At 64.5% G+C, this 7014-nt stretch carries 8 protein-coding genes; 7 read left to right on the forward strand and 1 reads right to left on the reverse strand.

Annotated features, from left to right (window positions below; translation table 11 throughout):
• Positions 1-17: 17 nt before the first annotated feature.
• Genes QRN67_RS32420 through QRN67_RS32435 form a run of 4 tightly spaced genes read left to right on the forward strand, consistent with a single transcriptional unit; the run spans position 18 to position 3408 of the window.
• Positions 18-1166: a VanZ family protein gene (locus tag QRN67_RS32420; RefSeq protein ID WP_172839937.1), complete on the forward strand. Its 1149-nt coding sequence runs from the start codon at positions 18-20 to the stop codon at positions 1164-1166.
• Between the two features lie 9 nt (positions 1167-1175).
• A complete protein-coding gene (locus QRN67_RS32425) occupies positions 1176-1529 on the forward strand; it encodes a (2Fe-2S) ferredoxin domain-containing protein (RefSeq protein ID WP_081270390.1) in 354 nt (117 codons plus the stop codon).
• A gap of 36 nt (positions 1530-1565) precedes the next feature.
• Positions 1566-2198: an alpha/beta hydrolase gene (locus QRN67_RS32430; protein ID WP_106936576.1), complete on the forward strand. Its 633-nt coding sequence runs from the start codon at positions 1566-1568 to the stop codon at positions 2196-2198.
• Positions 2199-2238: 40 nt separating this feature from the next.
• A complete protein-coding gene (locus QRN67_RS32435) occupies positions 2239-3408 on the forward strand; it encodes a D-alanyl-D-alanine carboxypeptidase family protein (protein WP_285415106.1) in 1170 nt (389 codons plus the stop codon).
• A 68-nt stretch (positions 3409-3476) separates the two neighbouring features.
• On the opposite strand, the gene QRN67_RS32440 is transcribed toward QRN67_RS32435, so the two are convergent.
• Positions 3477-3626, reverse strand: coding sequence for a hypothetical protein (locus tag QRN67_RS32440; protein ID WP_285415108.1), 150 nt, complete (start codon positions 3624-3626; stop codon positions 3477-3479).
• Here QRN67_RS32440 and rpsL point away from each other — a divergent pair.
• The 3 genes from rpsL (at position 3625) to fusA (ending at position 6821) form a co-directional block, all read left to right on the forward strand.
• The gene (gene rpsL / locus QRN67_RS32445; protein ID WP_013543948.1) at positions 3625-4002 is read left to right on the forward strand and encodes a 30S ribosomal protein S12; all 378 of its coding nucleotides are present in this window, start codon (positions 3625-3627) and stop codon (positions 4000-4002) included. The two genes, QRN67_RS32440 and rpsL, sit on opposite strands and share 2 nt — an antisense overlap.
• Before the next feature lie 149 nt (positions 4003-4151).
• Complete coding sequence (gene rpsG / locus QRN67_RS32450; RefSeq protein ID WP_007829591.1) at positions 4152-4625, forward strand: 30S ribosomal protein S7; 474 nt, start codon at positions 4152-4154, stop codon at positions 4623-4625.
• Between the two features lie 96 nt (positions 4626-4721).
• A complete protein-coding gene (gene fusA, locus QRN67_RS32455) occupies positions 4722-6821 on the forward strand; it encodes an elongation factor G (RefSeq protein ID WP_081270388.1) in 2100 nt (699 codons plus the stop codon).
• Positions 6822-7014 lie beyond the last annotated feature (193 nt).

A 7014-nucleotide genomic window follows, 5' to 3' on the forward strand; every position in this document is an offset into this window, starting at 1 on the left:
CGGCAGGCATGGTGGCCATGGTGGAGAAGCCGCACAAGTCCGCGGCGTTGCCGCTGGCGCTCGCTTATGCGGCGTTGATCGTCTACGCCAGCCTGTACCCGTTCGCCGACTGGCGCGACCAGGGCATTGCCCCCTGGGCCTACCTTTGGGCGCCCTGGCCCAAGTACTGGACGGGCTTCGACTTCGCGGTCAATGTCGCGGGCTACGTGCCCTTCGGGTTCCTGTGCGCGCTGGCGGTGCTTCGAACGCGCGGCGGCGCCAGCGCGTGGCGGGTGGTGCTGCGTGCCACGGCGGCCGGCGCGGCCATCGCCTTTTCGATGGAGACGCTGCAGAGCTATCTGCCGGTGCGGATTCCTTCGAACGTGGACCTGGCCCTGAACACGGCGGGCACGGTCATCGGCGCCGTGCTGGCGGCGGGGCTGGAGCGGCTCGGCGCCATTGCGCACTGGAGCCGCGCGCGGTCGCAGTGGTTCGTCGAGGAATCCCGCGGCGGCCTGGTGCTGCTGGCGCTCTGGCCGTTTGCGCTGCTGTTCCCGGCGGCTGTCACCTTCGGGCTCGGGCAGGTGTTCGAGCGGCTGGAGGTCGCGATCTCCGAGTGGCTGCTCGACACGCCCTTCATCGACTGGCTGCCGCTGCGCCAGTTCGAACTCGAGCCTCTGGTTCCCGCGGTGGAGCTGCTGTGCGTGATGCTCGGGGCGCTGGTGCCTTGCCTGCTGGGCTACCTGGTGGCGCGCTCCGTCGTGCAGCGCGTGGTCATGCTGCCGCTGATCCTGCTGACCGGCGTGGCGGCCTCGGCGTTGTCGGCGGCGCTGAGCTACGGGCCCACGCACGCCTGGGCCTGGCTGGACCTGCCGGTGCAGGTCGGCATGGCGGCAGCGCTCTTTGCCGGCATGTTGCTGCTGCTGGCGCCGCGCCGGCTGTGCGCGGCCTTGCTGCTCGCCGGGCTGGTGCTGCAGCTCAGCCTGCTCAACCAGGCGCCGGAGAGCGCGTATTTCGCGCAGACCCTGGCCACGTGGGAGCAGGGGCGCTTTATCCGCTTCCATGGACTGGCCCAATGGCTGGGCTGGGCGTGGCCCTTTGCCGTGCTGGCCTACGTGGTGGCGGCGCTCTCGCGGCGAGGGCGCGGCAGCGGCGATGGCGGGCTGGCCGCAAGGGGCGGTCACTAAAATCGGCGGATGCCCAACTCCTCAACCGCCGCGCCGTCCGGCTATTACGGCCGCCACATCTTCTTCTGCCTCAACGAGCGCAAGAACGGCGAGGACTCCTGTGCCTTGCACAACGCGCAAGAGGGCTTCGACCGCTGCAAGGCCAAGGTCAAGGAAGCGGGGCTTTCCGGGCCCGGCAAGGTCCGCGTGAACAAGGCCGGGTGCCTCGACCGCTGCGCGGGCGGGCCGGTCGCGGTGGTGTACCCGGAGGCCGTCTGGTACACCTTCGTCGATGGCGACGACATCGACGAGATCGTCGAATCCCACCTCAAGAACGGCGAAGTCGTCGAGCGGCTGCTGCTGCCGCCCGATATCGGGCGCTGAACTTTCCGCCGCTCCTTCTGCTCGTACTTTGCGCCAATGAATTCCCAGACCGAAAAGATCACCCTCCAGGGCGCCGCCGGCCGCATCGAGGTGCAGCGCGACCAGCCCGCCGAGACGCCGCGCGGCGTTGCCGTCATCGCCCATCCCCATCCGCTTTTCAGCGGCACCATGGACAACAAGGTGGTGCAGACGCTGGCCAGGGCTTTCGTCGCCGGCGGCTGGACCGCGGTGCGCTTCAATTTCCGCGGCGTGGGTGCCAGCGAGGGCGTGCACGACGAGGGGCGCGGCGAACTGGAAGACATGCTGGATGTCGTCCGCCAGCTGGCGCCCGAAGGCCCCTTGGCAATTGCCGGTTTCTCGTTCGGGGCCTTTGTCGCGAGCGGCGCCGTTTCCAGGCTGTGGGCCGCGCGCGACGTGCGGCAGATCGTGCTGGTCGGCACCGCCGCCGCGCGCAATGTGGTGGCGCCGCTGCCGGTCGAGGCGCACGAGCGCGCGCTGGTCATCCATGGCGAGGCCGACGACACCGTGGCCCTGTCCGCCGTGATGGACTGGGCGCGGCCGCAGTCACTTCCCGTCACAGTCATCCCCGGGGGCGGCCATTTCTTTCACGGACAATTGCCGCTGCTCAAAAGTCTTGTTGCCCGCCATCTTCGCGCGGGCGCTGCGTGAAGGCCTTGCAGGCCTGTCTTCGTCTCTCTCCGAACTCCCGATGAATCGTTTCCTTGGTGCGCTTCGCGCGCTGGTCATTACCGCCGCCGCATCCATCAGCCTGATTGCCGCCGCCCAGGTGCCGGCCCCGCCCGAAATTGCCGCCCGCAGCTACCTGCTGCTCGACGTGACCGCGAACCAGATCCTCGCGCAGAAGGACATCGACAGCCCGATCGAGCCGGCATCGCTGACCAAGCTGATGACGGCCTACGTCGTGTTCGACGCGCTGCGCGCCAAGAAGATCTCGCTGACGCAGACGCTGCCGGTCAGCCCGCGCGCCTGGAAGATGCCCGGCTCGCGCATGTTCATCGACCCCAAGATGCAGGTGCCTGTGGAAGACCTGATCAAGGGGCTGATCGTGCAGTCGGGCAACGACGCCACGGTGGCGCTGGCCGAAGGCGTGGGTGGCACCGTGGAGCACTTCGTCGAAATGATGAACGCCCAGGCCAAGGTGCTGGGCATGAAGAACACGGTCTACAAGAACCCCGAAGGCCTGACGACGCCCGGCCACACCACCACGGCCCGGGACCTGAGCACCCTGGCCACCCGCCTGGTGCGTGACTTCCCCGAGGAGGCCAAGTACTACGCCATCAAGAAGTACCGCTACCCGGGTACGCCGTCGACCAATGAAACCAACCGCAACATGCTGTTGTTCCGCGACCCCACCGTCGACGGCCTGAAGACCGGCCATACCGATGCGGCGGGCTACTGCATGATCGCCACCGCCAGGCGCGACTTTCCCAACCTGACCGGCGGCCGCCGCCTGCTGTCGATCGTTCTGGGCGCCTCGAGCGAGACCGTGCGCGCCAACGAGTCGCAGAAGCTGCTGAACTGGGGCTACACCGCCTACGACGCCGTCCGCCTGTTCGACGCCGGCCAGCCGGCCGCCACCCCCGCCGTCTGGAAGGGCAAGGACAACACCCTGAAGCTGGGGCGTCCGGAAGCCATCGTTGTGGCCGTGCCGGCGGGCAGCGCCAGCAAGATCAAGACGCAGGTGTCGCGGCCCGATCCGCTGGTGGCGCCTTTCACCAGGTTCCAGCCGGTCGGCTCGCTCAAGGTGACGCTGGACGACCAGCCCGTGGCCGACGTGCCGCTGGTGGCCCTGGATGCGGTCGAGCAGGCCGGCGTTTTCGGCCGCGCCTGGGATGCCGTGCGGCTCTGGATCAAGTAGACCGCACATGTAAGAAAGGGCAAGACCGGCCCGCCGGCGGGATGCCCGTGGCGCCTGACCTTGCCGTTTCAAGCCCGTTTGCTATACTCGTGGGCTTTTCGGAATTTTCCGAAGGGTTTCACGTTTTCGTTATTCCCGGCTTCCTTGCCTTGCGTCACGTCAAGCGCCAGGGCGGTTTCAGAGCCAAAGCCGGGTCGTTTTGGGACTAATTCATTCATGCCAACCATCAATCAACTGGTGCGTCAGGGTCGAACGGTCGAAAAGATCAATTCGAAGAGCCCTGCCATGCAGAACTCGCCGCAACGTCGCGGTGTCTGCACCCGCGTCTACACCACGACGCCCAAGAAGCCCAACTCGGCGCTTCGTAAAGTTGCCAAGGTCCGTCTGACCAACGGCTTCGAAGTCATCTCCTACATCGGCGGCGAAGGCCACAACCTCCAGGAACACAGCGTCGTGCTGGTCCGCGGCGGTCGTGTCAAGGACTTGCCCGGTGTGCGCTACCACATCGTGCGCGGTTCGCTGGACCTGCAAGGCGTGAAAGACCGCAAGCAGTCGCGTTCCAAGTACGGCGCGAAGCGTCCCAAGAAGGCTTAAGCCTTCCTGTCGTCAAAAACAAACGGTGTTCGGTTACCTTGGCGGGTACATCGAACGAAGTGACCCAGTGTCGGGTCGAGTAAGTGAGAGTTCCAGCTGGCTCTCGCGGTGCCGGAAACGGTGCCAACTGAAGCAAAGAGGTTAAGAAAATGCCACGTCGTCGCGAAGTCCCCAAACGTGAAATCCTGCCGGATCCCAAGTACGGCAATGTCGAGCTGTCCAAATTCATGAACGTGATCATGGAAGGCGGCAAGAAGGCTGTTGCCGAGCGCATCATCTACGGTGCACTCGACTTCATCGAAAAGAAGAACCCGGACAAGGACCCCCTCGAAGCCTTCACCGTTGCCATCAACAACGTGAAGCCGATGGTCGAAGTGAAGTCGCGCCGCGTTGGCGGTGCGAACTACCAGGTGCCGGTCGAAGTCCGTCCCGTCCGCCGCCTCGCCCTGTCGATGCGCTGGATCAAGGAAGCCGCACGCAAGCGCGGCGAGAAGTCGATGGCCCTGCGTCTGGCCAACGAACTGATGGAAGCCACGGAAGGCCGTGGCGGTGCCATGAAGAAGCGCGACGAAGTGCACCGCATGGCAGAAGCCAACCGGGCTTTCAGCCACTTCCGCTTCTAAAAATCAAACTTCGCTTGGGCGTTGGGTGTCGGGTTTCGGGCGTTGTGCCCGTGCCCGGGGCCCAGCGCTCAACGCATTTCAACCCGAAAGTAAATCATGTCCCGCAAGACCCCCATCGAGCGCTACCGCAACATCGGCATCTCCGCGCACATCGACGCTGGCAAGACCACGACGACCGAACGTATCCTGTTCTACACCGGTGTGAACCACAAGATCGGTGAAGTGCACGACGGTGCCGCCACGATGGACTGGATGGAGCAAGAGCAAGAGCGCGGTATCACGATCACGTCCGCCGCCACCACCTGCTTCTGGAAGGGCATGGCCGGCAAGTTCGACGAACACCGCATCAACATCATCGACACCCCCGGCCACGTGGACTTCACCATTGAAGTCGAGCGCTCGATGCGCGTGCTGGACGGCGCCGTGATGGTGTACGACGCCGTCGGCGGTGTGCAGCCCCAGTCGGAAACCGTCTGGCGCCAGGCCAACAAGTACAAGGTGCCCCGTCTCGCGTTCGTCAACAAGATGGACCGTACCGGTGCCGACTTCCTGCGCGTTCGCCAGATGATGGTCGATCGCCTGAAGGCCAACCCCGTCGTGATCCAGATCCCGATCGGTGCCGAAGAGCACTTCCAGGGCATCGTCGACCTCGTGAAGATGAAGGCGATCATCTGGGACGAAGACAAGGGCGTGACCTTCCAGTACGGCGAGATTCCCGCCAACCTGGTCGACGTCTGCAACGAATACCGCGAAAAGCTCGTCGAAGCGGCTGCCGAAGCCAGCGAAGAGCTGATGAACAAGTACCTCGAAGGCGGCGAGCTGAGCGAGGAAGAAATCAAGAAGGCCCTGCGCCAGCGCACCATCGCCGGCGAAATCCAGCCGATGCTGTGCGGCTCGGCCTTCAAGAACAAGGGCGTGCAGGCCATGCTCGACGCCGTCGTCGAATACATGCCCTCGCCGCTGGACATCCCGCCGGTGGCCGGCCTGGACGAAGACGAAGCGCCTGTCGTTCGCAAGGCTGACGACAACGAGAAGTTCTCGGCCCTCGCATTCAAGCTGATGACCGACCCGTTCGTGGGCCAGCTGACCTTCGTGCGCGTCTATTCGGGCGTGCTGACCAAGGGCGACAGCGTCTACAACCCGGTGCGCGGCAAGAAGGAACGTATCGGCCGTATCGTGCAGATGCACGCGAACAACCGCGAAGAAGTGAACGAAATCCGCGCCGGCGACATCGCCGCCTGCGTGGGCCTGAAGGAAGTGACCACCGGCGAAACGCTGTGCGATCCCGAAGCCATCGTCACGCTCGAGCGCATGGTGTTCCCGGAATCGGTGATCTCGCAGGCCGTCGAGCCGAAGACCAAGGCCGACCAGGAAAAGATGGGCATCGCGCTGCAGCGCCTTGCACAGGAAGACCCCTCGTTCCGCGTTCGCACGGACGAAGAGTCGGGCCAGACCATCATCGCCGGCATGGGCGAGCTCCACCTTGAAATCATCGTGGACCGCATGAAGCGCGAATTCGGCGTGGAAGCCAACGTCGGCAAGCCGCAAGTGGCCTACCGCGAAACGATCCGCAAGACCGTCGAAGAAGCCGAAGGCAAGTTCGTTCGCCAGTCGGGCGGCAAGGGCCAGTACGGTCACGTGGTCCTGAAGCTCGAGCCGCAGGAAGCTGGCAAGGGCTTCGAGTTCGTCGACGCCATCAAGGGCGGTGTGGTTCCTCGCGAATACATCCCTGCCGTGGAAAAGGGCGTTGTCGAAGCGCTGACGCAAGGCGTGCTGGCGGGCTACCCCGTCGTGGACGTCAAGGTCACACTGCACTTCGGTTCGTACCACGACGTGGACTCGAACGAAATGGCCTTCAAGATGGCCGCCATCTTCGGCTTCAAGGAAGGCGCACGCAAGGCCAACCCCGTGATCCTCGAGCCGATGATGGCCGTGGAAGTCGAAACGCCTGAAGACTATGCCGGCAATGTGATGGGCGACCTGTCGTCCCGTCGCGGAATGGTGCAGGGCATGGACGACATGGTCGGTGGCGGCAAGGCCATCAAGGCCGAGGTGCCGCTGTCGGAAATGTTCGGCTACTCGACCACGCTGCGTTCGATGTCGCAAGGCCGTGCCACGTACACGATGGAGTTCAAGCACTACGCTGAAGCTCCGCGCAACGTTGCCGAAGCCATCGTGGCCGCTCGCGCCAAGTAAGTCTTTCAAGAATGCGGGGCTGCGCAGTGCGCGGCCCTCGTTGTCTGCGATCCGGTGCCGTCGCGTTCCCGTGCGAGGCGAACCAGCAATCGGGTGCAGACATAAAACCAATACACGGGAACTGCTCTTTCAAGGATTGAAAAATGGCAAAAGGTAAATTCACCCGCACCAAGCCTCACGTCAACGTGGGCAC

The sequence above is a fragment of the Variovorax sp. efr-133-TYG-130 genome (genome assembly GCF_030208835.1).
Taxonomy (GTDB): Bacteria; Pseudomonadota; Gammaproteobacteria; order Burkholderiales; family Burkholderiaceae_C; genus Variovorax.

Coding starts and splice junctions, on each gene's coding strand:
- QRN67_RS32420 (WP_172839937.1), top strand. CDS start 18: ATGGTGGAGAAGCCGCACAAGTCCGCGGCGTTGCCGCTGGCGCTCGCT.
- QRN67_RS32425 (WP_081270390.1), top strand. CDS start 1,176: ATGCCCAACTCCTCAACCGCCGCGCCGTCCGGCTATTACGGCCGCCAC.
- QRN67_RS32430 (WP_106936576.1), top strand. CDS start 1,566: ATGAATTCCCAGACCGAAAAGATCACCCTCCAGGGCGCCGCCGGCCGC.
- QRN67_RS32435 (WP_285415106.1), top strand. CDS start 2,239: ATGAATCGTTTCCTTGGTGCGCTTCGCGCGCTGGTCATTACCGCCGCC.
- rpsL (WP_013543948.1), top strand. CDS start 3,625: ATGCCAACCATCAATCAACTGGTGCGTCAGGGTCGAACGGTCGAAAAG.
- QRN67_RS32440 (WP_285415108.1), bottom strand. CDS start 3,626: ATGAATGAATTAGTCCCAAAACGACCCGGCTTTGGCTCTGAAACCGCC.
- rpsG (WP_007829591.1), top strand. CDS start 4,152: ATGCCACGTCGTCGCGAAGTCCCCAAACGTGAAATCCTGCCGGATCCC.
- fusA (WP_081270388.1), top strand. CDS start 4,722: ATGTCCCGCAAGACCCCCATCGAGCGCTACCGCAACATCGGCATCTCC.